We start from the raw sequence: 579 nt of genomic DNA on the forward strand, positions 1-579 counted from the left end.
GGCGGCGCCCGCCCAGGTGGCACCCAAGCTCGAAACGTTCGGCAGATGGTCGACCCTGGTCGACGAGGTCGACACCGGTGAGGATCTGCGCAAGACCTGCGCTGCCTCGACCGCCTTTATCGGCGCGGGCGGCGTGCCCGGTACCTTGACGCTCGTCATCACGAACGGCGATGCACTGCCGCCGGATGCCTACCCCTCCATAACCATCGCCGTCGACAACAAGGGTCTGCCGGCCGGCAAGTCGATTGCCGCCACCTTCGGCGACGACAAGGGCCGTGTCGCCGCCAAACTCCATTCCGATGGCGCCGTCAACGGCCGGCTCAGCTGGACCGTGGACAATCAGGCCAAGATCAGCCTGGCGCTCTTGCGCGCCATGCGCCGGGCATCGGTGCTTGATGTCTCCTTTGGCGACGCGCCTGTTGGAAGCATATCCATGGACGGCTTCACCAAGGCCTATCGCAGCCTCGGTGCATCGTGCGGATTCCCGACCGCCGACGTAGCTCCCTGAAAACATCGGTACGCGGTGCGGCTGCCTGGCGAGGCTGGCAATCCTGCTTGCGCCTCGCTATCTCTGAAGGG

At 65.6% G+C, this 579-nt stretch carries 1 protein-coding gene; it reads left to right on the top strand.

What is annotated here, in order from left to right; genetic code table 11:
- On the top strand, positions 1 to 508 hold a 508-nt coding region (locus EN750_RS38085; protein WP_127399510.1), incomplete at its 5' end, for a hypothetical protein.
- Positions 509 to 579 lie beyond the last annotated feature (71 nt).

It is taken from the genome of Mesorhizobium sp. M7A.F.Ca.ET.027.03.2.1, from assembly GCF_003999175.1.
Taxonomy (GTDB): Bacteria; Pseudomonadota; Alphaproteobacteria; order Rhizobiales; family Rhizobiaceae; genus Mesorhizobium.